Source organism: Streptomyces sp. SCPE 10, assembly GCF_051980735.1.
Taxonomy (GTDB): domain Bacteria; phylum Actinomycetota; class Actinomycetes; order Streptomycetales; family Streptomycetaceae; genus Streptomyces; species Streptomyces misionensis.
Genome location: NZ_CP197069.1, coordinates 2,642,892 through 2,667,483 on the forward strand (window position 1 = coordinate 2,642,892; position 24,592 = coordinate 2,667,483).

The 24,592-nt window shown below is 71.7% G+C and carries 20 protein-coding genes; 9 read left to right on the forward strand and 11 right to left on the reverse strand.

What is annotated here, in order from left to right; genetic code table 11:
• Positions 1–595: 595 nt before the first annotated feature.
• Both ACSP97_RS12405 and ACSP97_RS12410 read left to right on the forward strand, forming a co-directional pair.
• Positions 596–1,150 (forward strand): hypothetical protein, encoded by a 555-nt coding sequence (locus ACSP97_RS12405; protein ID WP_355144513.1) that lies wholly within the window; start codon positions 596–598, stop codon positions 1,148–1,150.
• Positions 1,151–1,304: 154 nt separating this feature from the next.
• Entirely contained in the window at positions 1,305–1,979 is a 675-nt protein-coding gene (locus ACSP97_RS12410; RefSeq protein ID WP_355144515.1) for a class F sortase, read from the forward strand.
• A gap of 10 nt (positions 1,980–1,989) precedes the next feature.
• Here the strand turns inward: ACSP97_RS12410 and ACSP97_RS12415 are convergent, their stop codons facing one another.
• The 4 genes from ACSP97_RS12415 to ACSP97_RS12430 all read right to left on the reverse strand — a co-directional run bounded on the left by ACSP97_RS12415 (position 1,990) and on the right by ACSP97_RS12430 (position 5,536).
• Positions 1,990–2,823, reverse strand: coding sequence for a carbohydrate ABC transporter permease (locus ACSP97_RS12415; RefSeq protein ID WP_440557506.1), 834 nt, complete (start codon positions 2,821–2,823; stop codon positions 1,990–1,992).
• The gene (locus ACSP97_RS12420; protein ID WP_358304015.1) at positions 2,816–3,718 is read right to left on the reverse strand and encodes a carbohydrate ABC transporter permease; all 903 of its coding nucleotides are present in this window, start codon (positions 3,716–3,718) and stop codon (positions 2,816–2,818) included. The genes ACSP97_RS12415 and ACSP97_RS12420 overlap by 8 nt, the downstream gene beginning before the upstream one ends.
• A complete protein-coding gene (locus ACSP97_RS12425) occupies positions 3,715–4,971 on the reverse strand; it encodes an ABC transporter substrate-binding protein (RefSeq protein ID WP_358304017.1) in 1,257 nt (418 codons plus the stop codon). Before ACSP97_RS12425 ends, ACSP97_RS12420 begins: the two co-directional genes overlap by 4 nt.
• A 190-nt stretch (positions 4,972–5,161) precedes the next feature.
• Complete coding sequence (locus tag ACSP97_RS12430) at positions 5,162–5,536, reverse strand: MerR family transcriptional regulator (RefSeq protein ID WP_355327257.1); 375 nt, start codon at positions 5,534–5,536, stop codon at positions 5,162–5,164.
• Between the two features lie 66 nt (positions 5,537–5,602).
• Here ACSP97_RS12430 and ACSP97_RS12435 point away from each other — a divergent pair, with 66 nt between their 5' ends.
• A complete protein-coding gene (locus tag ACSP97_RS12435) occupies positions 5,603–5,938 on the forward strand; it encodes an EthD domain-containing protein (protein ID WP_355529448.1) in 336 nt (111 codons plus the stop codon).
• Between the two features lie 160 nt (positions 5,939–6,098).
• Here ACSP97_RS12435 and ppdK read toward each other — a convergent pair whose 3' ends face one another.
• Both ppdK and ACSP97_RS12445 read right to left on the reverse strand, forming a co-directional pair.
• A complete protein-coding gene (gene ppdK, locus ACSP97_RS12440; RefSeq protein WP_355529451.1) occupies positions 6,099–8,819 on the reverse strand; it encodes a pyruvate, phosphate dikinase in 2,721 nt (906 codons plus the stop codon).
• A gap of 413 nt (positions 8,820–9,232) precedes the next feature.
• Positions 9,233–10,462: an ROK family protein gene (locus ACSP97_RS12445; protein WP_358675499.1), complete on the reverse strand. Its 1,230-nt coding sequence runs from the start codon at positions 10,460–10,462 to the stop codon at positions 9,233–9,235.
• A gap of 138 nt (positions 10,463–10,600) precedes the next feature.
• On the opposite strand from ACSP97_RS12445, the gene ACSP97_RS12450 reads away from it, so the two are divergent.
• A complete protein-coding gene (locus ACSP97_RS12450; RefSeq protein WP_388310540.1) occupies positions 10,601–12,019 on the forward strand; it encodes an MGH1-like glycoside hydrolase domain-containing protein in 1,419 nt (472 codons plus the stop codon).
• Positions 12,016–13,953, forward strand: a complete 1,938-nt coding sequence (locus ACSP97_RS12455; protein WP_440557510.1) for an amylo-alpha-1,6-glucosidase — start codon at positions 12,016–12,018, stop codon at positions 13,951–13,953. Before ACSP97_RS12450 ends, ACSP97_RS12455 begins: the two co-directional genes overlap by 4 nt.
• Positions 13,954–14,007: 54 nt before the next feature.
• Here ACSP97_RS12455 and dusB read toward each other — a convergent pair whose 3' ends face one another.
• Positions 14,008–15,138, reverse strand: a complete 1,131-nt coding sequence (gene dusB, locus ACSP97_RS12460; protein ID WP_180331175.1) for a tRNA dihydrouridine synthase DusB — start codon at positions 15,136–15,138, stop codon at positions 14,008–14,010.
• A 164-nt stretch (positions 15,139–15,302) separates the two neighbouring features.
• Here dusB and ACSP97_RS12465 point away from each other — a divergent pair, with 164 nt between their 5' ends.
• Positions 15,303–16,748 (forward strand): MFS transporter, encoded by a 1,446-nt coding sequence (locus ACSP97_RS12465; RefSeq protein WP_388288695.1) that lies wholly within the window; start codon positions 15,303–15,305, stop codon positions 16,746–16,748.
• A 148-nt stretch (positions 16,749–16,896) separates the two neighbouring features.
• On the opposite strand, the gene ACSP97_RS12470 is transcribed toward ACSP97_RS12465, so the two are convergent.
• Together ACSP97_RS12470 and ACSP97_RS12475 are read right to left on the reverse strand one after the other, a co-directional pair.
• Positions 16,897–18,264, reverse strand: coding sequence for a S53 family peptidase (locus ACSP97_RS12470; protein WP_358675508.1), 1,368 nt, complete (start codon positions 18,262–18,264; stop codon positions 16,897–16,899).
• 135 nt (positions 18,265–18,399) lie between these two features.
• Positions 18,400–19,287: a helix-turn-helix transcriptional regulator gene (locus ACSP97_RS12475; RefSeq protein WP_355144542.1), complete on the reverse strand. Its 888-nt coding sequence runs from the start codon at positions 19,285–19,287 to the stop codon at positions 18,400–18,402.
• Between the two features lie 101 nt (positions 19,288–19,388).
• Between ACSP97_RS12475 and ACSP97_RS12480 the strand changes: the two genes are divergently transcribed.
• On the forward strand, positions 19,389–20,825 hold the full coding sequence (locus tag ACSP97_RS12480) for an MFS transporter (RefSeq protein WP_440557512.1): 1,437 nt from the start codon (positions 19,389–19,391) through the stop codon (positions 20,823–20,825).
• Positions 20,826–21,129: 304 nt separating this feature from the next.
• A complete protein-coding gene (locus ACSP97_RS12485; RefSeq protein WP_440557514.1) occupies positions 21,130–21,657 on the forward strand; it encodes a hypothetical protein in 528 nt (175 codons plus the stop codon).
• Here the strand turns inward: ACSP97_RS12485 and ACSP97_RS12490 are convergent.
• The gene (locus ACSP97_RS12490; protein ID WP_355144548.1) at positions 21,650–22,237 is read right to left on the reverse strand and encodes a TetR family transcriptional regulator; all 588 of its coding nucleotides are present in this window, start codon (positions 22,235–22,237) and stop codon (positions 21,650–21,652) included. The genes ACSP97_RS12485 and ACSP97_RS12490 overlap by 8 nt on opposite strands.
• Positions 22,238–22,263: 26 nt before the next feature.
• The gene (locus ACSP97_RS12495) at positions 22,264–23,268 is read right to left on the reverse strand and encodes an aldo/keto reductase (protein WP_355145088.1); all 1,005 of its coding nucleotides are present in this window, start codon (positions 23,266–23,268) and stop codon (positions 22,264–22,266) included.
• 214 nt (positions 23,269–23,482) lie between these two features.
• Here ACSP97_RS12495 and ACSP97_RS12500 point away from each other — a divergent pair, with 214 nt between their 5' ends.
• Entirely contained in the window at positions 23,483–24,538 is a 1,056-nt protein-coding gene (locus ACSP97_RS12500; RefSeq protein WP_440557516.1) for a chitinase, read from the forward strand.
• Positions 24,539–24,592: the final 54 nt, after the last annotated feature.

A 24,592-nucleotide genomic window follows, 5' to 3' on the forward strand; every position in this document is an offset into this window, starting at 1 on the left:
CTTAGCGGGCGCGGCGGGGCCACCTGATCATGGGCATGACAGAAGACCCCATTCGGCAGTCCGTGCGAGGCGTCGGGCACCGCACGGCGAACTGCCGAAGACTTTGAATGAGGAATGCGATAGAGCTGCGAAAGTGCGCAGAAGAATCAGGAACTCATCAGGCCTGTCGCGGCCGGCGTTCCGATCAAAGAGCCCCCCGGTTCTATGGCACCTTCCCCCGAAGGTGCGTCAAAAACTTAACCGTGGCCGCACCCGGAGTCAAGATCTTTCTCCCGTCGGGTTCCATTCCGGTTCACCCGGGCGACACAGATCAGACGTATGTCCTTTTTGGTGGTGCGGACGGCCGGGATGGAGCGTGGTCACCCGTTCAACCGCCGCCGTCGCTCCATTCGTGTGTTCTTCGTACTTTCTTCTCCCATTTCCCGGCATACCGCCCCTGACCTGCCCGATCTCCCCGGGGGCTACGCCGTACGGGCACCCGGGGCGCCACCCGTTCACCGCAGTCCGGGCGATCTCTCGGCAAGCGGATCCGGCCATGACCCCGTTACCTCGGAAGGGCACGAGACACATCAGTCGGACAAGCTCGGGGAGCACCATGCGTCGCACCGCCCGTCTGCTGACCGGTACCGCGCTCGCCGTGGCCACCGCGGCGCTCGCCACCGCGCCCGCCCACGGCGGCGTCCCGCGGCCGGCGGCCCGGCCCTTCGGTGCCCCCGCGGGCAGCCTGAAGGTGTACCCGGCCACCGCGATGCCCGGCGGCCAGGTCACCGTGAACACCGCCGCGTGCGGGGACAAGAGCGGCGCCACCGGGGACGCGGGCGCGGTGGGCGCCGGTGTCTTCACCCTGGCGCCGACCACCCACCAGGGCGAGGCGATCGGTCAGTTCCAGGTGCCGCCGAGCGCGCAGCCGGGGACGTACGAGATCGTCGCCAAGTGCGCGGAGGGCACCCGGCAGGTGACGGGCGACCTGGTGGTCGCCCTGAGCGCGGCGCACGACCAGGTGCAGCCGCGCGGAAGCGTGAAGACGGGGGTCGGCGGCGCACTCGGCCCCGACCCCGTGCAGACCGCGGCGGGCGTGGCGGCACTGGCCGTCGCAGCCGCGGGCGGTACCTGGCTCCTGCATCGCCGGGCGAGAGGCGACGGGATCTGACGGACACCCTCCGCTGTCCGTCCGCCGGTACCGCACGTCCCGCCCCCTCCGGGTCCGATGCCCCTCGCGGCCCGGAGGGGGAGGGGGTCCCGCCGCACCGGGCGGGACCGCCCCAGGTCCACTGCGGGGGTCCGCCCCCGGGAGAGGGGTTGCCATGCGCAGCACACGCCTGCCCGTGAGCCGTGCCCGGGGCGCCCGCCGCCCCCGCGGGCGCCGGGCGCGCAGGGTCGGGGACACCGCGATAGCCGCGGTCACCGTCGTGGCCCTGGCCGCGGGGGTCTGGCTGCTCGGCGACACGCACGCGCCCCCGCAGCCGACCGCCGCCGAGGGCCGCCCCGATCCCGGCGGGGAACGCCTCACCGCGCCCGCGCTCCCGCCGTCCCCGCCGCTGCGCATCCGGATTCCGTCGATCCGGGTGAACGCGCCGCTGATGGGCCTCGCCCTCACTTCCTCGGGCAGCCTGGACGTGCCGCCCGCCCAGGACAAGAACCTGGCCGGCTGGTACGAGGCCGGCACCATGCCCGGCGAGACCGGCACCGCGATCGTCGCCGGACACGTGGACAACAAGGAGGGGCCCGCCGTCTTCTACGACCTCGGCGCGCTCAAGCGGGACGCCCGGATCGAGATCGACCGCCGAGACGGCACCGTGGCCGAGTTCACCGTGGACGCCGTCGAGGTCTACGCCGCCAGCGCCTTCCCCGACCGGAAGGTCTACGGCGCCGCCCGCCGCCCCGAGCTGCGCGTGATCACCTGCGGCGGCGGCTACTCGAAGACCACCGGCTACCAGGGCAACGTGGTCGTCTTCGCGCATCTGACCGGCAGCCGCTGAGCGGCCGGCGTCAGTCGATCCCCGAGCGCTCCACCCCCGCCACGATCCACCGCTGGAAGCAGAGGAACACCAGCAGCAGCGGCAGGATCGACACCGCCGCCGCGATGAACAGCTCGTGCAGCCGCACCACTTGGGCGGTGGTGAAGGAGGAGAGCGCCACCTGGACCGTCCAGGCGCTCTGGTCCTGCCCGATCACCAGCGGCCACAGGAAGGAGTTCCAGGCGCCGAGGAAGACGATGGTGCCGACCGCCGCGAACACCGGCCGCGCGTTCGGGACGACCACCAGCCAGTACGTCCGCCAGTATCCGAGCCCGTCGACCTGCGCCGCGTCCTCCAGTTCCCTCGGGAACCCGAGGAAGTACTGCCGGAAGACGAAGCAGGCGAACGCCGAGAACAGGGTCGGCACGATCAGGCCGCGCAGCGTGGAGATCCAGCCCAGCGTGGACACCAGCACGAAGCTCGGCACGAAGGTGACGGCGGCCGGGACCAGCAGGGTGCCGAGGATGCCGTAGAACACCTTGTTCGCGTGCCGGTAGGGGATGCGGGCGAGGCCGTACCCGGCGAGCGAGGCCAGCAGGAGGGTGCCGAGGGTGGTGGCGAGGGCGATCAGCGCGGAGTTGAGCAGCGAGCGGGCGAACGGCACGGACGGGTCGTCGAACAGCTCCCGTACGTTGCCCCACCGCACCTCCGTCGGGAAGAGGGTCCACGAGGGCGAGGTGATGTCCTGCTCGCTGGACAGCCCGTTGCGGACCAGCAGGTAGAAGGGGATCAGGAAGAGCAGCGCGAGCACCACGAGCAGCGCCGCGCGCAGCGCCCGCCCGGCCCGTACCAGGGCGTCATCCATCGGCTTCCGTCCTCCCCAGTCGCAGCCAGCGCGCCTGCCCCACCGTGACGACGGCGATGATCAGCGCGAGGATGACGGCCCCCGCGCTGCCGAGCCCCAGGTTCTGCCCCTGCCCGAGGGCGGTGTAGTAGAGGTAGACGAGCGGCGGGCGGGCGTATGGCGGGTAGCCCCGCGCGTCGGACAGCAGGTTGTAGAACTCGTCGAAGGCCTGGAAGGCGTTGATGACGAGCAGCAGTGCCACCGCGACCGAGGTGGCCCGCAGCTGGGGCAGTGTGATGTGCCGCAGCACGGTCCAGCCGGGCCGGGCCCCGTCCACGGCGGCGGCCTCGTAGAGCACCGGGTCGATCCGCTGGAGCCCGGCGAGGAACAGGATCATGTAGAACCCGGCCTGCAGCCACAGCCGTACGGTCACGATGACCAGCCAGTACCAGGGCGGATCGGTGGTGGACAGCCAGGCCACGGGGTCGGTGTGGAACCAGCCGAGCAGGGTGTTGGCAAGCCCGAACCGCACCCCGTTGAAGATCGACATCTTCCAGATCAGGGCGGCGACGACGTAACTGCACGCGGCGGGCAGGAAGAACACCGACCGGAAGAAGGCACGGGCCCGGCGCACCCGGTTGACCATCAGAGCGAGGGAGAGGGAGAGGGCGAAGGTGACGGGCACGATGAAGGCGGTGAAGACGAGGAACGTGCGCAGGCTGCCGGTGAACGCGTCGTCCTCCAGCATCGACACGTAGTTGTCCAGGCCGACGAAGTGCGTGGGCGTCACGGTGTTGTGCGCGTCGAAGAAGCTCAGGCCGACGCTCCACAGCAGCGGAACGTAGGTGAACAGCGCGAGCCCGATCGCGAACGGCCCCACGAAGACCCAGAACCACAGGGTCCTTCGGCGCCTCACGACGTGTGCGTGACGCGGTCGAGTTCGGCGGACACCTTCCGTACGACGGTGCGCAGTTCGGTCTCCGGGTTCGCCCCGTCCTTGATGATCCTGCTCAGCGCGTCCTGGTAGGCGACCTGGCTCGCGGGGGTCCACAGCAGCGGCTGGGCGTCGCCGTGCTCGGTGGTGAACCGTACGGCGTCGGCGGCGGCGCCGGTCCTCAGTTTGGCGGCCTTCTTGGCGAGGGAGATCCGGGCCGGGATGTGGAACCCGTAGGAGAGGGCGAAGTCCTCCTGGTAGTCGGTGCGTTCGACCCACAGCCACTTCACGTACTCCTTGGCGGCCTCCTTGTGCCTGCCGCGCGCGCTGACGGCGGCGCCGTACGCCCCGACGGGCACGGAGGGCCGGCCGGCGGCGCCGTCCTTCGGGAACGGCAGCACCCCGAAGTCGTCGCCCAGTTCCTTCTGCACCTGCGGCAGCGCCCACAGCCCGGACCACTGCATCGCGGTCAGCCCCTGGAGGAAGGCGGACGGGTCGGACCAGTCGGCGGGCGCGCCGAGCAGCAGGGACTTCTCGGCGTACAGCCGGCGCAGCTTGCCGAGGGTGCGGGCGGCGGCCGGGTCGTCGAAGCCGGGCTTGCCGTCCTCCGTGACCAGCCGGAGTCCCGCCGCGTACAGGGGGGTTCCGCCGAGCACGCCCGCGCCGCCGTCGTTCCCGAGGAACAGCCCCTTCACCTTTCTGCCGGTCAGTTCGCGCGCGGCGTCGACCAGTTCGTCGAGGGTCTCGGGCGGTCGTACGCCGGCGTCGGCCAGCAGGCTCTTGCGGTAGTAGAGCATCTGCATGTCGATGGTCTGCGGGATCCCGTAGACCCTTCCCCGGTACGTCTTGGGCGCGAGCACGGCGCTGTTGAAGTCGTCCTCGACCCCCGCCACCAGCTCGGTCAGATCCTCCACCTGCCGGCCCTGGATCTGGTCGAGGGAGGGCCCGTTGACCTCGAAGACATCGGGCCCGGAGTCGGTGAGCAGCGCGGCGGCGGTCTGCCGGTCGTAGTCCCCCGGCCGCCACTGCACCGTGACGTGCGCCTTCTTGTAGGCCGCGGCATACCGCTCGACGGCCTGCTCGGTCCCGGGCTCCCCGTACTGGTGATACCACTGCGCGAGCGTCGTCCCGCCCGAACCCCCGCCACCGCGCCCGGTGTTGGACCCGCAGGCGGTCAGCACCGCGACCCCGGCCCCGGCACCCGCGCCCAGCAGCGTCCTACGGCTGATCGTCATGCTCTCCCCCTGACGTCGGTCCTCAACGCACGGCCCAACGATCAACCATGCGCGGCGATTACGAAAGGGGTGTTACTGCGGTGTGTCACTCGGGGCGGACGGTGTGTGACCCGACCGCAGGTCACGGCCGTCGCGTCGGACCGGCTCCGCCTCTCCCTCCGGTCCGCGCGCCGAACCGAACGTCCCCAGGTCACCGACCGTCGGCCGTCGACCGGGCCAGATACGCCTGGTTGTCCTCGATGAGGTGGTCCAGCGCGTCCCTGGCGGCGGCGAGGTCGTCGATGGCCTCGGACAGGCGGGCCCGTTCGCGGCCCATGATCTCCAGTGCCCGCCGTGCCCTGTCCTCGGTCGGCTCGGACATGCAGGGCGCCATCTCGGCGATGGTGCCGCTGGGCATGCCGGCTGCCAGGAACGCCTGTATGAGACGCACCCGCTGGACGTGCTCGTCCTCGTAATGGCGCTGTCCGCTGGGTGAGCGGGAGCTGACGAGCAGGCCCTGTTCCTCGTAGTAGCGCAGCGACCGGCGGCTGGCTCCCGTCCGGGCGGACAGTTCACCGATCCGCATGCCGACTCCTCACATGTCGCTGATCGACTTGCCCCTGACATCGATGTGAGCTTTTAGGTTAACCCCATGCTGAAGCTCATCTTCATGATCAACCGCGTCGAGGGAATGTCGTACGAGCGTTTCGTCGAGTACCACCGTGACCGGCACGCGCCGCTGTTCACCTCCATCCCGGAGGCGGAGCGCTATGTGCGCAGGTACACCGTGTCCCACCCGGTCCCCGCCGAGAAGTACCCGCCCCGGGCCTACGACGGCCTGACGGAGATCTGGTTCGAGAACTGGGAGGACCACGACGCCTTCTTCTCCTCCGAGAACTACCGGACGCTGGTCAACCCCGACGAAGCACGCTTCATCGACATGGACTCGGTGGCCGTGATGGTCACCGAGGAGAGGCAGGTCATCTGACGGACCGGTTCGGAGACCCGGCCGAATCGGCCTGGTAGCGCCGAGGGGCGGCACCCCCCGCACAGGGATGCCGCCCCTCTCTTTCCTGCACCGGGACCGCCGCCGATCGGATGAGGGTCGGGGACCGACGGCGGGCCCGGGGTTCGTGTCCCGGCCGGGATCAGCGGTGGTCGCTGCCCGTGGACTGCGTCGCCGCGCGGCCCGCTTCGAGGCGGGCGACCGGGATGCGGAAGGGGGAGCAGGAGACGTAGTCGAGGCCGGCCTCGTGGAAGAAGTGGACCGACTCCGGGTCGCCGCCGTGCTCGCCGCAGACGCCGAGCTTGAGGTCGGGCCGGGTGCGCCGGCCGGCCTCCGCGGCGGCCTTCACCAGGGAGCCCACGCCGTCCTTGTCGATGGTCTCGAAGGGGGAGACGCCGAAGATGCCCTTCTCCAGGTAGGCCGTGAAGAAGGAGGCCTCGACGTCGTCGCGGCTGAAGCCCCAGACGGTCTGCGTGAGGTCGTTGGTGCCGAAGGAGAAGAACTCCGCCGCCTCCGCGATCTGCCCGGCGGTCAGCGCGGCGCGCGGCAGCTCGATCATGGTGCCGATCGCCAGCTTCAGCTCCGTGCCCGTGGCCGTCTGCACCTCCGCGATGACCTTGTCGGCCTCCTCGCGGACGATCTCCAGCTCCTGGACCGTGCCCACCAGCGGGATCATGATCTCCGCGCGCGGGTCGCCCTTGGCCGCCTTGCGCTCCGCGGCCGCCTCGGCGATCGCGCGGACCTGCATGGCGAACAGGCCGGGGATGACCAGGCCGAGGCGGACGCCGCGCAGGCCCAGCATCGGGTTCTGCTCGTGCAGCCGGTGCACGGCCTGGAGCAGGCGCAGGTCGTTCTCGTGCGGCTCCTGGCGGGACTCGGCCAGGGCCACCCGCACCGAGAGTTCGGTGATGTCGGGCAGGAACTCGTGCAGCGGCGGGTCGAGGAGGCGGATGGTGACGGGCAGGCCGTCCATCGCCTCGAACAGCTCGACGAAGTCCTTCTTCTGGAGGGGCAGCAGCGCGGACAGGGCCGACTCGCGCTCCGCCGCGGTGTCGGCGAGGATCAGCTTCTCGACCATCTCGCGCCGCTCACCGAGGAACATGTGCTCGGTGCGGCACAGGCCGATGCCCTGGGCGCCGAAGCGGCGGGCGCGCAGCGCGTCCTCGGCGTTGTCCGCGTTGGCCCGCACCCGCAGCCGGCGCTTGCGGTCGGCGAAGGCCATCATCCGGTGCACGGCCTCGACCAGTTCGTCGGCGTCGTCCGCGCCCGGGTGCATCCGGCCCTCGAAGTACTCCACGACCGGCGACGGGACGACCGGGACCTCGCCCAGGTAGACCTTGCCCGTGGAGCCGTCGATGGAGATGACGTCGCCCTCCTCGACCACATGGCCGCCGGGCACCGTCATCCGGCGCCGCTTGGTGTCGACCTCCAGGTCCTCCGCGCCGCAGACACAGGTCTTGCCCATGCCGCGGGCGACGACGGCCGCGTGGGAGGTCTTGCCGCCGCGCGAGGTGAGGATGCCCTCGGCCGCGATCATGCCGTCCAGGTCGTCGGGGTTGGTCTCCCGGCGCACCAGGATGACCTTCTCGCCCGAGCGGGACCACTTGACGGCGGTGTACGAGTCGAAGACCGCCTTGCCGACGGCCGCGCCCGGCGACGCCGCGATGCCCCGGCCGACCTGCTCGACCTTCGCCTTCTCGTCGAAGCGCGGGAACATCAGCTGTGCCAGCTGGGCGCCGGTGACGCGCTGGAGCGCCTCGGTCTCGTCGATCAGGCCCTGGTCGACCAGCTGGGTGGCGATGCGGAAGGCGGCGCCCGCGGTGCGCTTGCCGACCCGGGTCTGGAGCATCCACAGCCGGCCGCGCTCGATCGTGAACTCGATGTCGCACAGGTCCTTGTAGTGGTTCTCCAGCGTCTCCATGATCTGCATCAGCTGGTCGTACGACTTCTTGTCGATCTGCTCCAGCTCCGCCAGCGCGACGGTGTTGCGGATGCCCGCCACCACGTCCTCGCCCTGGGCGTTCTGGAGGTAGTCGCCGTAGACGCCCTGGTGGCCGGAGGCGGGGTCGCGGGTGAAGGCGACGCCGGTGCCGGAGTCGGGGCCGAGGTTGCCGAAGACCATCGAGCAGACGTTGACGGCGGTGCCGAGGTCGTGCGGGATGCGCTCCTGGCGGCGGTAGAGCTTGGCTCGGTCGCCGTTCCAGGACTCGAAGACGGCCTTGATGGCGAGGTCCATCTGCTCCCGCGGGTCCTGCGGGAAGTCCCGGCCGGCCTCCTTCTTGACGATCTTCTTGAAGGAGGTGACCAGCTTCTTCAGGTCCGCGGCCTCCAGGTCGGTGTCGACCGTGACCTTCTTGGCGGCCTTGGCCGCCTCCAGCGCCTCCTCGAAGAGGTCGCCCTCGACGCCGAGGACGGTCTTGCCGAACATCTGGATGAGGCGGCGGTAGGAGTCCCAGGCGAAGCGCTCGTCGCCGGCCTGCTTGGCCAGGCCCTGCACCGACTTGTCCGACAGACCGATGTTGAGGACCGTGTCCATCATGCCGGGCATGGAGAACTTGGCGCCCGAACGGACCGACACCAGCAGCGGGTCGTCCGCCTGGCCGAGCTTCTTGCCCATACGGGCTTCGAGGGCGTCGAGGTGCGCACTCACCTCGTCACGCAGTGCCGTCGGCTCCTCGCCGCTCTCCAGGTAGACCTTGCAGGCCTCCGTGGTGATGGTGAAACCGGGAGGAACCGGAAGACCGAGGTTGGTCATCTCGGCGAGGTTCGCGCCCTTGCCACCGAGGAGGTCTTTGAGGTCCTTGTTTCCCTCGGTGAAGTCGTAAACGAACTTCACTCCGTGGGGTGCTTTGTTTTCCGACACGCGACTCGACTCCTTGAGGCCACGGTGGCTGCCCTGACGGCGAGGAACATACCCAGATCGAAGGCACATGGGTACGTCCACTTGCGCGTCATGCGCATGTAACCACTCGTCCGCCAGCGGATCGAAAGTCAAAGCTTGGCAAGCCCGACCGCTGTTATGTCTTCACTTCTTGAATGCAAACTCGCCCGGAAGCGTGGTTTGCTGCTCGAATGAGCGACTGCATCCACGATTGAGTTCGATCGATGAATGATCAAAGGGTGGCACCCAGTGCCACCCTTTGAGAAGTGCAGCCGCTGTTTGTCTGCTCATATGAGCGCAATCCTTATCAGGGGTGGTGAGAATCACGCTGCCACAGTGCCCGGGATTTCACCATCCGGACCGCCCTTGGGACCGCCCTGCGGACCGCGCCCCCGTCACACCCCGAGCGCCCGCAGCCGCTCCTCCACCCGCTCCGGCGCGTACAGGTGCTCCACCACCAGCGCCCCCGCTCCGATGAGCCCCGCCCGCTCCCCCAGCCGGGACGTGACCACGCCCAGGTGGGCCGTGGAGCGCGGCAGTGCCCGCTGGTACAGCAGCTCCCGCACACCGGTGAGGAAGGGGGTTCCGGCCAGATCGCCCGCGATCATCAGCACGCCCGGATTGAGCAGCGTGACGACGGTCGCCAGCACGTCGCCGACCCGGCGCCCGGCCTCCCGGGCCAGCGCCGCCGCCTCCGGGTGCCCCGCCGCCAGCAGCTCCCGCACATCCGAACCGGAGGCGGCCGGCACCCCGGAGGCCGCGAGCCTGCGGGCCACCGCGCCGCCGCTCGCCACGGCGGCCAGACAGCCGTACGAACCACAGCGGCACAGCGCGTCCGTGCCCACCCGGATGTGCCCGATGTCGCCCGCGCCGCCGTCGACGCCCCGGTAGATCCGGCCGTTCACCACCACCCCGGCTCCTATCCCCGTGGACACCTTGACCAGTACGAAGGCCGCGCAGTCGGGGTGGCCGGCGCGCTGTTCGGCGTAGGCCATGAGGTTGGCGTCGTTGTCCACGAGGACCGGGACCGGTGCCGCCCCGGTGTGTTCGGTGAAGGCGCGCGCGAGGCGGCCGGTCACGTCGTAGCCGTCCCAGCCGGGCATCATCGGCGGCTGCACCACCCGGCCGGTCTCGCTGTCCACCGGGCCCGGCACCGCGAGCCCGATCCCGCACACCTCGCCCGCGCGCCGTCCGGCCTTCTCCAGCAACGTGCCGAACCAGCGCCCGAGTTCGGCCAGCACGGGCTCCGGGCCGTCCTCTATCACCAGGGTGCCGGAGTGCTCGGCCAGGAGTTCGCCGGTCAGCGAGAGGACGGCGGCACGGGCGTGCCGGGTGTCCAGGTCGGCGGCGAGGACGATGGCGTGGGAGCCGTCGAACTCCAGGGTGATGGACGGGCGTCCGCCGAGCGGGGAGTCGACCGGGCCGCCGGCGCCCTCGCGCAGCCAGCCGGCCCGGAACAGCCGGTCCAGGCGCTGGCCGACGGTCGCGCGGGACAGTCCGGTCGCCTCCTGCAGCGCGCCCCGGGTCACCGCCCGCCCGCTGCGCACCAGTTCGAGCAGATCGCCGGCGCCTGCCTGACCGCCGCTCCTGGTGTGGTTCCCGGTTCTGCCCGGTCGTCCGGTCATGCGCACCCCCCTTGTGTTTCCCAACTCTGCATTACATAGTGAGTTTTGCTTGTTAAATAGGCGTAACTCGTCGACGGCCACGACCGAACCCGAGGGTCGCACGGCCGTCCGGACGTCATCGACTCCGGGGAGCCCCGAGTGGACCGCACCGCCCAACTCACCGCCCGCGGGGCGCAGTACGAGTCCGAGTGCCGCCTGTGCGCGCGTGCCGCGCGGGTGCTGGACGCCAACTGGACGGGCAGCTCGACGGTCCCCTCCCGCCGTCTGTACCCGCACCAGTGGTCCTGGGACTCGGCGTTCATCGCGATCGGGCTGCGGCACCTGTCGCCGCTGCGCGCCCAGACCGAACTGGAGACGCTGCTGGCCGCCCAGTGGGCCGACGGACGCGTGCCGCACATCGTCTTCAACCCCTCCGTCCCGTCCGACGCCTACTTCCCCGGCCCCGGCTTCTGGCGCTCCGTCACCGCCGGACGCGCCGCGGGCGCCCCGCGCACCGTACAGACGTCGGGCATCGTGCAGCCACCGGTGCACGCGCTCGCGGCCTGGCTGGTGCACCGCGCCGACCCCGGACTCTCCGCCGCCCGGGGCTTCCTGGCCCGGGTCTACCCGCGGCTGGCCGCCTGGCACCGCTATCTGCTGCACCGCCGGGACCTGGGCGGCGGCGGCCTGGTGTCCGTCGTCCACCCCTGGGAGCAGGGGATGGACAACAGCCCCTGCTGGGACGCCCCGCTCGCCCGGATCGCCCCGGCCCCGGCCCGCTCCTTCCGCCGCGCCGACCTCGCGCACGGCGCGCCCGAGGACCGGCCGACGGACCTGGACTACGGGCGGTACGTGCGGCTGGCCGCCGACTACCGGGACGCCGGGTACGCCGACGGGCACGGCGGGTTCGCCGTCGAGGACCCGGCCTTCAACGCCCTGCTCGTCGCCTCCGAACACGCCCTCGCGCTGATCGCCTCCGAACTCGGCGCGACCGCCACCGCCCGGCACGCCCGCGCCGAACGGCTGACGGCGGCGCTGGTGGACCGGCTGTGGAGCCCGGAGTCGGGGATGTTCCTGTGCCGGGACCTGCGCGGTGGCGGCCTGCTCCCGGAACGCGGCGTGTCCGGTCTCGTCCCGCTCGTCCTCCCGTCCCTGCCCCGTGAGGTGGCCGCCGCGCTCGTGCGCACCCTGACCGGCCCGCACTTCGGGCTCGGCACCCGTACCCGGCTGGTGCCCAGTTACGACCTGCTCGGGGAGGCGTTCGACCCGCACCGGTACTGGCGGGGGCCGGCCTGGTTCAACACCGGCTGGCTGCTGGAGCGGGGCCTGCGGCTGCACGGCGAGCCGGCGCCGGCCGACGCGCTGCGGGCGGCGCTGCTGGAGCTGGCCGAGACGACCGGCTTCGCGGAGTACGTCGACCCGTACACGGGCGAGGCCTGTGGCGCGAGCGGCTTCGGCTGGACCGCCGCCCTCGCACTCGACCTGCATAAAGAGCTTCTCAAGCGCCCGCAACGGGGCGTGTCCAAGTCAGGCACCGGCACGTTCGACACAAGTGACGAGGGAAGGGACCGGCGATGACCGACCGGCATCATCTGCTCGTGCACGGCGCGACGTTCGCCGCCGTGGGCGATCGGGGCGACATCAGCGGGGTCCGGGGCGGCGGCTCCCCGGACGGGTTGTTCGTGCGCGACGCCCGCCATCTCAGCCGCTGGCAGCTCACCGTGGACGGCGCGGTGCCCGAGGTGCTCACGCCGGTCGCGGACGGCGACACCGCGCGCTGCGTCCTCGTCCCGCGCGGCGGCCGGCCGGAGCCCCCGGCGCACACCCTCTTCCGTGAACAGGCGGTCGGCGACAGCTCGTTCGTGGAGACGGTGCGGGTGACCGGCAACCGCCCGGTGCCCACCGTCGTCCGGCTGGCCATCACCGCCGACGCCGACTTCGCCGACCAGTTCGAGCTGCGCCCCGACCACCGCACCTACGTCAAGGCGGGCGCGCTGCGCTCCCGGGTCGTGCTGGACGACGGCATCGAGTTCGCCTACCGGCGCGCGGAGTGGCGGTCCTGTACGACCATCACGGCCGACCCGGCGCCGGACGCCGTGGAGGAGACCGGTACCGGCGCCCGCCGGCTGGTGTGGACGCTGGAGCTGCCCCCGCACGGCACGCGCGAGCTGGTGCTGCGGGTGATGGCGCGCCCGCACGGTGACCGGCGCGCGCTGCGCGTGCCCCGCGACCCGGCCGCCGTGCACGGCCAGCTCACCGCCGAGGAGGACGCGTTCGTTCAGGGCGTGGCCTTCCCGACCGGCTGGCCGGAGCTCGCGGCGGCCTGCGCCCGGGGTCTGACGGACCTCGCGGCGCTCCAGATCCCGGCCTCCGGGCCGGACGGCGAGGAGCTGCGGGTGCCAGCCGGCGGCGCCCCCTGGTACCTCACGCTGCTCGCCCGGGACGCCCTGCTCACCTCGCTGTTCGCGCTCCCGTACCGCACCGGTCCGGCCGCCGGCACCCTCCTCGCGCTCGCCGCGACCCAGGCGGGCGCCGCCGGTGGCTCCGGGGCCGCCCAGCCGGGCAAGATCGTGCACGAGGTACGGCACGGGGAACTGGCGCACTTCGGGCAGGTGCCGTACGGCCGTTACTACGGCTCGGTCGACGCGACGCCGCTCTTCCTGATCCTGCTCGGCGCCTACACCGAGCAGACCGGCGACCCGGCCCTCGCCCGCCGGCTGGAGCCGCACGCCCGCGCCGCCGTCACCTGGATGCTGGACCACGGCGGCCTCACCTCCCGCGGCTACCTCGTCTACCGCGCCGACGAGGGCGGCCTGGCCAACCAGAACTGGAAGGACTCCCCGGGCGCGATCTGCTGCGCCGACGGCACCCGGCCGAGCGGGGCGGTGATGGCGGCGGGCGCCCAGGGGTACGCGTACGACGCGCTGCGCCGCACCGCGTGGGTGGCGCGCACGGTGTGGTCCGACGGGACGTACGCGGCGCTGCTGGAGCAGTCGGCCGCCGATCTGCGCGACCGCTTCCAGCGGGACTTCTGGCTGCCGGACCGTGCCTTCCCGGCGCTGGCCCTGGACGGCGAGGGCCGCCGGATCGACGCGCTGGCCTCGGACGCGGGACACCTGCTGTGGACCGGCCTGCTGGACAAGGAGTACGGCGAGGTGGTGGGCCACCGTCTGCTGGAACCCGACTTCTTCTCCGGCTGGGGGGTGCGCACGCTGGCCGCGGGGCAGCCCGCCTACCATCCGCTGTCGTACCACCGCGGCTCGGTCTGGCCGCACGACAACGCCCTGATCGCCCTCGGTCTGGCCCGCTACGGCCTGCACGACGAGGCCCGGGCCGTCGCCCACGCCCTGGTCGACGCGGCCACGGCCGGCGGCCACCGCCTCCCCGAGGTGCTGGCGGGCTACTCCCGCTCCACGCATCCCGAGCCGGTCCCCTACCCGCACGCCTGTACCCGCGAGTCACGCTCGGCGGCCGCGCCCCTGGCGCTGCTGACGGCGGTGGGGGGTGCCTGAGCCGGATCGGCGGGCCGGGGCGGGAGCGGCGCGGACGGGGCGGGCGGCGACGGCTCAGCCGCCCGACGTGTCCAGTTCCGCGTCGGCGCTCACGCCCGCGCAGTCGTACGGGTCCTTCAGCCAGCCGTCCGGCAGCACCACCCGGTTGTTGCCGGAGGTCCGGCCGCGCGGGCCGTCCGCGCCGGCGGGCCACTCCTGGGCGAGGTCCAGTTCGTCGAGGCCGGCCCGCAGTTCCTCCAGGGACGACGTGATCGCGAGCCGCTTGCGCATCTCGGAACCGACAGCGAAGCCCTTCAGGTACCAGGCGACGTGCTTGCGGAAGTCGATCACGCCCTTGGACTCGTCCCCGAGCCACTCCCCCAGCAGCCGGGCGTGCCGCACCATCACGTCGGCGACCTCCCGCAGGGTGGGCCGCTGGTGGTCGGTGCGCCCCTCGAAGGCGGCGACGAGGTCCGCGAACAGCCACGGCCGCCCCAGGCAGCCCCGGCCCACGACCACCCCGTCGCACCCGGTCTCCCGGACCATCCGCAGCGCGTCCTGCGCGGACCAGATGTCGCCGTTGCCGAGCACCGGGATCTCGGGCACGTGCTCCTTCAGGCGGGCGATGGCCGACCAGTCCGCGGTGCCGCCGTAGTGCTGCGCGGCGGTACGGCCGTGCAGCGCGATCGCCGTCACGCCCTCCTCGACGGCGATGCGCCCGGCGTCGAGGTAGGTCATGTGGTCGTCGTCGATGCCCTTGCGCATCTTCATCGTCACCGGCAGGTCGCCCGCGCCGGAGACCGCCTCGCGCAGGATCGCGCGCAGCAGGTTCCGCTTGTACGGCAGCGCCGAGCCGCCGCCCTTGCGGGTCACCTTGGGCACCGGGCAGCCGAAGTTCAGGTCGATGTGGTCGGCGAGGTCCTCCTCCGCGATCATGCGGACGGCCTTGCCGACGGTCGCCGGGTCCACGCCGTACAGCTGGATCGAACGCGGCGTCTCGCTCGCGTCGAACCGGATCAGCTGCATGGTCTTCTCGTTGCGCTCGACCAGCGCCCGGGTCGTGATCATCTCGCTGACGAACAGGCCCTTGCCCCCGCTGAACTCCCGGCACAGGGTGCGGAAGGGGGCGTTGGTGATGCCCGCCATGGGGGCGAGCACCACGGGCGGCGTCACGGCGTGCGGGCCGATGGTCAGCGGGTGGGTCATCAGACGGCTCCGGAACGGCTGTACTACGGGAGAACGGCGTGGGACAGGAACCCATTGTCCCTCACCGCCCGGGGTGCCGGGCCCTCGCGCGTCCCGGATCCGCACAGCACCGTGTAATAGTCATTAGTTAGACGCACTATTGAAATCGGCGTACGATGACGGCCATGCCAGAGTTGAGTCACCGCAGGCGCATGCTCGTGCTTGCGATCTGCTGCATGAGCCTGCTGATCGTGAGCCTCGACAACACCGTGCTGAATGTGGCGCTGCCCTCCATGCAGCGCGATCTGCACGCCACCACTTCGGGTCTGCAGTGGACCATCGACGCCTACACCCTCGTCCTGGCCTCGCTGCTGATGCTGGCGGGTTCCACGGCCGACCGGATCGGCCGCAAGCGGGTCTTCATGGCCGGTCTCACGGTCTTCACCATCGGCTCGGTGCTCTGTTCGCTCGCGCCCGACCTGTCGCTGCTCGTCGTCTTCCGCATGATCCAGGCGGTGGGCGGCTCGATGCTCAACCCGGTCGCGATGTCGATCATCACCAACACCTTCACCGACGCCCGTGAGCGCGCCCGCGCGATCGGCGCCTGGGGCGCCGTGGTCGGCATATCCATGGCCGCCGGCCCGCTGGTCGGCGGGCTGCTCGTGCAGAGCGTGAGCTGGCGCGCGATCTTCTGGATCAATCTGCCGATCGGCCTCGTGGCCCTGCTGCTCACCCTGCGTTTCGTGCCGGAGTCCCGCGCGCCCAAGGCCCGCCGTCCCGACCCGGTCGGGCAGGTGCTGGTCATCGCCCTGTTCGGCGCGCTGACGTACGGCATCATCCAGGCGCCGGAGTCCGGCACCGGCTCGGTCGCGCCGTACTTCGTGATCGCCGCCCTGGCCCTCGCGGCCCTGCTCTGGTACGAGCCCAGGCGTGACGAACCCCTCATCGACCTGCGCTTCTTCCGCTCCGCTCCGTTCAGCGGCGCGACCGTGATCGCCATCTGCGCGTTCTCCGCGCTCGGCGGCTTCCTGTTCATGTCGACGCTGTACCTGCAGAACGTGCGCGGTCTCGACGCCCTGCACGCGGGCCTGTGGATGCTGCCCATGGCCGTGCCGACGTTCCTGTGCGCGCCGCTGTCCGGCCGGCTGGTCGGCACGCGCGGCCCCCGGGTGCCGCTGCTGATCGCCGGTACCGCGATGACCGTGAGCGCCGTCCTGTTCGCGCTGTTCGAGGCGGAGACCTCGAACGTCACCCTGTTCTTCGGCTATGTGCTGTTCGGCGTCGGTTTCGGCTTCGTCAACGCGCCGATCACCAACACGGCCGTCTCCGGCATGCCCCGCACCCAGGCCGGGGTCGCCGCCGCCGTCGCCTCCACCAGCCGGCAGCTCGGCCAGACCCTCGGCGTCGCGGTGATCGGCGCCGTGCTCGCCTCCGGCATCGGCGCGTCGTCCTACCGCACCGCGTTCGTCTCCGCCGCCCGTCCCGGCTGGTGGATCCTGACCGTCTGCGGTGTCGCCGTGCTGGTCCTGGGCCTGCTCACCAGCGGCCGCTGGGCCCACCGCACGGCCGAGCGGACGGCGCAGCGGCTGGAGAACACCGAGATCCGGCAGGTGGTCGCCGCCGGCCGGTAGGGCCTCTCGTTTGGATCTTGCCGGGCTCGCGGGCCCTGGCACCGCTCCCTGATCCGGCCTGATCCAAACGAAAGACCCTAGCCGCCCGCACACGCCGGAGCCGGCCCGGGGTCACGACCCCGGGCCGGCTCACTCGTGTCCCAGGGCCTCAGTGGCGGGAGACCTTGGCCAGCGCCGCGACGAAGGCCGGCGCGTCCACCGTGCCGACGCCGGTGGCCATGTCGTAGCCGTTGACGGCCTTGTAGCCGGTGACACCCTCGTAGCTGTTGTCCGTGCCGTCGTTGACGTCCACGATGCCGGTGCCCTTGTGCTTGGCCAGGCTGTAGAGCGCCGCGTTGATGTCGCCCACGCGGTGTCCGGCCACCTGGTCGGCGAGGGCCACGACGCCCGAGAAGAGCGGGCTGGCCTCGCTGGTGCCGCCGTAGACGTCCCAGCCGACCGCGGTCGGGTCGTAGCTGGAGTACACCCAGGCACCGCCGTTGACCGCGGCGGCCATCGAGACGTCCGGGGTGCCGCGGCGGCTGCCGACGACCTTCTTCACCCCGTTCTGGAAGCCGGGCCGGGTGAACACGTGGGACTGGCCGCCGCCGCCCGCGCCGTAGTCGTTGTAGACGCTGTCCGGCGCGATCCGCTTGCCCTGCTGGTCCAGGTGCAGCTGGGTGCCGCCGACGGAGGTCACCAGCGGGTCGGCGGAGGGCCAGGAGTTGACCCGCTCCTTGTAGTAGCCCTTGCCGTCCGCCGTGCTGTCGGTGGCGCCGCCGTCGCCGGAGGAGGCGAGCACGGTCACGTGCTTGCGGGCCGCGTCCTCGAAGGCGTACCGCAGGTTGCGGATGCTGGAGAAGTCGCCCTTGCCGAAGCCCGGGAAGGTGTTCTCCGTCGCGCCGAAGCTCTGCGTGATGACGTCGCCGACACCGTGGTCGATCAGGGACTTCTCGGCGCTCATCATCTCCGGCAGACCGGTGACGCCCTCGGTCTCGGCCACGCCGGTCTCCACCAGGACGATCTTCGCGCCCGGCGCCACCGCGTGGGCCATCTCGACGTCCAGGGTGGACTCGCCGGCCCAGCCCGTCATGTCGGAGTTCTTCGGGTCGAAGGGGGGCACCTTGCCCCACTTGACCACGTCGACCTTGGTGCTCGGCATGCCGAACTGCTTGCTGTAGACATCGAGGTCGTGCTGGATCGTCGGGGAGCCGAACGAGTCGACGATGACGATCGTGCGCCCCTTGCCGGTGACGCCCTTGCGGTACAGCGAGTCGAGGTGGTACGCGGTGCGGTACTGCAACGGGGTGTAGCAGTTGATGTGCCACTTGGCCTGGCACTGCGCGATGGAGATCGGGCTGTCCACGTCGTGGGCCAGGGTGTGCCCGGCGACGGCCGGAGCCGCGAAGGTGTGCGGCACGGCGGCGGGGGCGGCGGCGACGCCTGCGGGGGCGGCGGTGGCCAGCGCGGCGGCGACGAGAGCGGCGGCGGTCGCGGTGGCGGCCGCGACGCCTCGCCCGGTACGGGCTATGTGCATGAAGTCCCCTGAGAGATCCGATGTCGACCGAAGTGGTCGTGCGCATCCCATCGGGCGGGTCATGCACAGGACAACCCTGTTGAACCGTAGATGTCGAACCTTTTACCGAAAGCCCACCCGTACCGGGCGGACCGTTCAACTCCCCTGCGCCAGCTGGTGGAGCCGCTCCAGGCGCCGGCGCGTCTCCTCGTTGCGCGGCGTGTACGTCACCATCCGGAAGCCCGCCTCGGGGGCCAGCCACAGATCGGTGTGCTCCAGCGTCAGATGGCCCACGTAGGGGTTGACGAACTCCTTGGTCCTGGAGCGGTGGCGCACCACCTCGTAGCGCTCCCAGTGCTCCCGGAACACCGGCGACTCCTCCAGCCGGGCGAGCAGCAGCTTCCAGGCGGGCTCCCCGAGATGACCGGCGAGGGAGGCGCGCAGCCGGGCGGCCATCAGCCGCTGGCTCTCCTCCAGGTGCACGATCGCCGCCTGCCAGTCGGCGTTGGTGTAGGCGAGCAGCACGCAGTTGCGGTCCTCGGGCGGGATCGCGTCCAGGTCGCCCATGAGGCGGCCGTAGGTGCGGTTGTAGGCGACGATGTCGTACCGGCTGTTCTGCACGGCGGCCGGGATCGGTTCGAGGCGCTCCAGCATCTCCCGGATCGCCGGGGTCACGCTGGAGCAACTCGCGGCGGGCGACGGGTCGTTGGCACCGGCCAGCTGGAACAGGTGGGCGCGCTCGCTGGCGTCGAGCCGCAGGGTGCGCGCGAGGGCGTCGAGCACCTGCACGGAGACCTGGATGTTACGGGCCTGTTCGAGCCAGGTGTACCAGGTGACGCCGACCGCGGACAGGTGCGCCACCTCCTCGCGGCGCAGCCCCGGCGTCCGCCGGCGGGGGCCGCGCGGCAGCCCGACCTGCTCGGGACTGATGCGCTCGCGCCGGCTGCGCAGGAAGGCGGCCAGTTCGTGCCGCCGGATCTCCGCGCCCGGGATGGCGGTGTCCTGCCGCGTGTCCCGCTGCCGGGCGGTGACCGTGCTCGTCATGGTTCCAGGGTGCCCGTACGGGCATCCTGTTTCCAGGTGGTTCTGGTACCAGGATGAGAACACTCTGGTACCCGTCTGGGCCGGGCCGCAGGCTCGGTGGCATGAGTAAGACCATCACCGTCGCCGCCGTACGCCGGGCGCCCGCGCCGCCCGCGCTCGGCGGGCTCGGACTGTTCACCGTTCTCCTGGCCGCGGCGCTGCCGCTGGTCGACTTCTTCATCGTCAACGTGGCCCTGCCGACCATGGGCACGGACCTCCACGCGAGCGAGGCCGTGCTGGAGCTGGTGGTCGCGGGGTACGGGGTGGCGTACGCCGTGCTGCTCGTGCTCGGCGGCCGGCTCGGGGACCTGTTCGGCCGCCGCCGGCTGTTCCTCGGCGGCATGGCGGCCTTCGGGCTGACCTCGCTGGCCTGCGGGCTCGCGCCCGGCGCCTGGCCGCTGGTGGCCGCGCGGGTGGCGCAGGGCGCCGCGGCCGCCGCGATGCTGCCGCAGGTCCTCGCCACCATCCAGTCCGCGACCCGCGGCGCGCGCCGGGCCAGGGCGATGAGCCTGTACGGCGCCACGGCCGGCCTGGCAATGGTGGCCGGGCAGATACTCGGCGGGGTCCTGGTCGCCGCCGACATCGCCGGGACCGGCTGGCGGGCGGTGTTCCTGGTCAATGTGCCGGTGGTGGCCCTCGGGCTGGTCCTCGCCGTGCGGGTGGTGCCCGAGACCCGCTCGCAGCACCCCGAGCCCGTGGACGGGCCCGGCACCGTGCTGCTCGGGCTGTCGCTGCTGACGCTGCTCGCCCCGCTCGCCGAGGGCGAGGCAACGGGCTGGCCCCTGTGGACCTGGCTGTCGCTGGCCGCGTTCCCGTTCGCGGTGGCCGCCTTCTGGCTGGTGGAGCGGCGAGCGGACCGGGCGGGGCGGACCCCGCTGGTGCCGCCGAGCCTGCTGGGGCTGGTGTCGCTGCGGCGCGGGCTGGTGCTGATCGTGCCGTTCGCGGTCGGCTTCAGCGGCTTCATGTTCGTGATCGCGCTGGCGCTCCAGCAGGGCGCCCGGCTCGGTCCGGTGCCGGCCGGGCTCGCGCTGGCGCCGATGGCCGTGGTGTTCCTGTTCACCTCTCTCGCCGGGCCCCGGCTGATCGGCCGCTTCGGCACCCGGGTGGTCAGCGCCGGGTCCGTCGTCCAGGCTGTCGGCGTGCTGCTGATCGCGCTCACCGTCTGGCACGAGTGGCCGCACCTCGACGTGGTCGCGCTGGTGCCGGGGATGGCCGTGGCCGGGGCCGGTCAGGCGCTCCAACTCCCCAACATCATGCGGATCGTGCTGTCCGAGGTGCCGCCGGCCCGGGCCGGGGTGGGCGGCGGGGTGATGGTCACCACCCAGCAGTCGGCGCTCGCGCTGGGCGTGGCCACGCTGGGCACGCTGTTCCTCGCCCTGGTCCCGCACCTGGGCATGCGCGACGCCCTGCTGATCACGCTGCTCGCGCAGGTGGGCGGGATCGCGCTGACGGGGCTGCTGGGACTGCGGCTGCCGCGGACGGTCGGCGAGCTGCCGTAGGGCATCCGCGAGGCGTCCGCGAGCCGTCCGTGCGGGGCGCCCCCGCCAAGTCCCCGGGGGCGCCCGCCGGTCGTCCTCGGGTCACTACCCGGACACCGCCGCATGGCGCAACCCGGGGCGGTGCCGCCCCCGGGCGCCCCGGGCCGGGAAAGGCCCTCCGGGAAACTCCCGCAATACGCCCCTGACCTGCGCGTACACAGATCACCAAGGGCGGTCACGCAGCGCTTCGAGTGGCCGACGGAGCGAAGTCGGGTCAGCCTGGATGACGTCCGATCGAGCGACGATCGAGCGACAGGAGAGAACCATGACCTCCGTACTCCGCCACCACCGCTACGGCCGCGCGCTGGGCACCGGCGCCCTCACTGTGGCGCTGCTCACCGGCGGTACGGCCGCAGCCTTCGCCGCCCCGACCCCCACCCCGTCCCCGACCCCCACGGGCACGGCCACCACGACCCCGAGCCCGATGCGCACCGGCACGGCCCCGACGCCGACCCGCACCGAGCGCCCGCGCCTGAACCGCACGGAAACCCCGCGACCGACGCGCACGGTCACGCGCGGCTCCATCACCGTCTCGACCCGTGAGGTGACCGTCCGGCGCGGCCGCGCCGTGGCCTTCACCGGTCGCGTCCGGGACGTCCGGGCCGGCACCACGCTGGTCCTGCAGCGCCGGGTGGACGGCCGCTGGAGCACCCTGCGCACCACGGCCCTCGTGAACCGCAACGGCACCTTCACCATCCGCCGGACGTTCACCACCCGGGGCACCGAGACGGTGCGCGTGGTGACCCGGGACGGCCGCGTCCAGTCCGCGGCGATCACCGTCCGGGTCAGCTGAGACCCCGCACCAACAGGTCCACCAGGGCCGTGAATTCCTCGTCGACCCCGGGCTGGGTCCACTCCCTGGCATGACAGGGATCGTGGAAACGACCGGTGGCCTGGAAGACGGCCCGGGCCGCAACCGCCGGGTCGGGCACCGCGAAGGTGCCCGACCCGGCTCCTTCCGTGATGATGCGTGTCAGCTGCGCGGTCAGTTCGGCTATGTGCTCGCCGACGACCGCGCCGTTCTCGTCGGTCAGCACCGTGTACGTGGCGAACAGCTCCGGATCGTCGCCCGCCTTGTGCCGCTTGGCCTCGAACAGGGCGGTGAGCCAGTCCCGCAGCCGGGTCGCGGGGTCCCGGTCGGTCTCCTCGACGATCCGGGCGAGCTTCTCGGAGGTCCGGTCCAGCCAGCGCTTGGTGACCGCCTCGCGCAGCGCGGCCTTGGTGCGGAAGTGCCGGTAGACACTGCCGTGGCTGACGCCGAGCGCGCGGGCCACGTCCACCACGGTGGCCTTGGCCGGGCCGTGGCGGCGCAGCACCTCCTCGGTCGCTTCGAGGATGCGCTCGGCGGTCAGGGTCTCGCTGGTCGGTGCCATGTTCTAGACCGTACCCGGCGGCGGGATCAGCGCTCGCTGTCGAGGTGTGCCATCTGCGCGCTCGGGTAGCGGTCGCCGGCCGCCGCGTCCGCCGGCACGGCCTCCTCGATCGCCGCCAGGTCGGCCGCGTCCAGGGTCACCTCCAGCGCGCCCAGCGACTCGGCCAGCCGCTCGCGGGTGCGGGCGCCGATCAGCGGCACGATGTCCGTGCCGCGCGAGAGGACCCAGGCGATGGCGGTCTGCGCGACGGTGGCGCCCTTGCGCTCGGCGATCACGCGCAGCGCGTCGACCAGGTTCAGGTTGTGCTGGAGGTTCTCGCCCTGGAAGCGGGGCGAGTGGGCGCGGAAGTCGTTCGCGGCCAGCTGCCGGTCGCGGTCGAAGTGGCCGGAGATCAGGCCGCGGGACAGGACGCCGTACGCGGTGACGCCGATGCCCAGTTCGCGCAGGGTCGGCAGGATCTCCCGCTCGATGCCGCGCGAGATCAGCGAGTACTCGATCTGGAGGTCCGAGATGGGCGCGGTGGCGGCGGCCCGGCGGATGGTCTCGGCGCCGACCTCGCTGAGGCCGACGTGCCGCACGTACCCCTTCTCGATCAGTTCGGCGATGGCGCCGACGGTCTCCTCGATCGGCACGTCCGGGTCGATCCGGGCGATCCGGTAGACGTCGATGTGGTCGACGCCGAGGCGCTGGAGGGAGTAGGCGGCGAAGTTCTTCACGGCGGCGGGCCGGCCGTCGTAGCCGCTCCAGCCGCCGTCCGGGTCGCGCAGGGCGCCGAACTTCACGCTGATCAGGGCCTGTTCGCGGCGCGCGGCGGGGGCGGCGCGCAGGGCCTCGCCGATCAGCATCTCGTTGTGCCCCATGGCGTAGAAGTCGCCGGTGTCCAGCAAGGTCACGCCGGCCTCCAGGGCGGCGTGGATGGTCGCGATGGACTCGGCGCGGTCGGCGTCGCCGTACAGCGCGGACATGCCCATGCAGCCGAGGCCGAGGGCGGAGACGTGGGGACCGGTGGTGCCGAGGGGGCGGGTGTGCATCGTCGTCATGCCTCAAGCATGGCATGACAGCTGACAGATTTCAATATCTGTCAGCTGTCACTCACCATGACTCTTTGGTCCAGACCTATTGACGTACGAGGTGGACCAGACCACTGTCATGCGCAGGACACCCCACACCGGCACCGCACCCCACGCCCGAGACACCGAGACACCCGACTCCGGCACCTCACCGCACCCCACCGGGAGGCCCCGCATGTTCCGTCGCACCCTGTCCCTGCTCGCCGCCGCGCTGGCGACCGCCTGTCTCACCCAGCTCCCCGCCGCCGGCACCGCCTCGGCCGCCCCGGCCGCCGACACCTGCGCGGTGAAGTCCCGCCCGGCCGGCAAGGTGCTCCAGGGCTATTGGGAGAACTGGGACGGCGCCGCCAACGGCGTCCACCCGCCCTTCGGCTGGACCCCGATCACCGATTCCCGCATCCCCGCCCACGGCTACAACGTGATCAACGCGGCCTTCCCGGTGATCCTCTCCGACGGCACGGCGCTGTGGCAGGACGGCATGGACTCCGGGGTGAAGGTGCCCACGCCCGCGGAGATGTGCGCCGCGAAGGCCTCCGGCGAGACGGTGCTGCTGTCCATCGGGGGCGCGACGGCGGGCATCGACCTCAACTCCACCGCGGTGGCGGACAAGTTCGTCTCGACGATCGTGCCGATCCTGAAGCAGTACAACTTCGACGGCATCGACATCGACATCGAGACGGGTCTGACCGGCAGCGGGAACATCAACCAGCTGTCGCCGTCCCAGGCCAACCTGATCCGCATCATCGACGGCATCCTCGCCCGGATGCCGGCCGGCTTCGGCCTGACGATGGCCCCGGAGACGGCGTACGTCACCGGCGGCAGCATCACCTACGGTTCGATCTGGGGCGCCTATCTGCCGATCATCAAGAAGTACGCCGACAACGGCCGGCTGTGGTGGCTGAACATGCAGTACTACAACGGCAGCATGTACGGCTGCTCCGGCGACTCCTACGGGGCCGGCACGGTGGCGGGCTTCACCGCCCAGACCGACTGCCTGAACAAGGGCCTGGTGGTGCAGGGCACGACGATCAAGGTGCCCTACGACAAGCAGGTCCCGGGCCTGCCCGCACAGTCCGGCGCGGGCGGCGGCTACATGTCCCCGTCCCTGGTCTCCCAGTCCTGGCAGCACTACGGCACGTCCCTCAAGGGGCTGATGGACTGGTCCATCAACTGGGACGGCTCCAAGAACTGGACCTTCGGCGACAACGTCAAGGCGTTGCAGGGCCGTTGAGCACGGAGGGTGCGCGGGCGGCGGGCGCGCCCTGACCGGTCGCGGACCCGGCGC